Annotated in this window: 1 protein-coding gene; it reads right to left on the bottom strand. The window is 61.3% G+C overall.

Annotated elements, in window-relative coordinates; translation table 11 throughout:
• Positions 1 to 363, bottom strand: a 363-nt coding sequence (locus NE591_RS12300) for a hypothetical protein (protein ID WP_256156751.1), incomplete at its 3' end; no start/stop codon positions are given.
• Positions 364 to 509 lie beyond the last annotated feature (146 nt).

Genomic DNA, 509 nt, shown 5'->3' with positions numbered 1-509 from the left:
GCAGTCCTGGTAGGTGAGGGCCTTGTCGTAGCCCACGTGGGTCAGGATGTGCTTGTAGCCGTCCTTCATGTTCATGACATCCCACAGATCCTCGTGGTACGCATTGCAGCCGCGGTTGCCCGCGTTCAGCATGTCGGTGGTGCTGAAGGTGTCGTTGAAGTTCCCAGAGGTCCTATCAGTGAAGTCCTGGTACATTGACGGCGCGGCCTCCTCCGTCGCCTCCGCATCTCCGCCCGTCGCGGCCATGCTCGTGGTGGCTTGGGGCGCGCACCCCCACAGCGCGAGCGCCAGGGCTGCTACGGCCGCCATCACGGCTACGGCCACGAGCAATCGGGACGTGCCCTTGCTTTCTTGTGCCTTCATCCTCTTCTCCTTCCTTTCCGGTGAAGATGTTTGCCTTTCGCCGATCGGGGCGCATCAAGGGAGGCGTGGTGCGCCCCAGCCAGCAAGCGTCACTTTAAATGCGGGCGGCCGATTGAAAATCAGCAATGTTTGTTGAGGTTGGTCAG

Origin of the sequence: Adlercreutzia sp. DFI.6.23 (genome assembly GCF_024462535.1) — a bacterium.
GTDB lineage: Bacteria > Actinomycetota > Coriobacteriia > Coriobacteriales > Eggerthellaceae > Adlercreutzia > Adlercreutzia rubneri.
The sequence above is the reverse complement of the archived record's forward strand: the minus strand, read 5'-3'. Positions and strand labels throughout refer to the sequence as shown.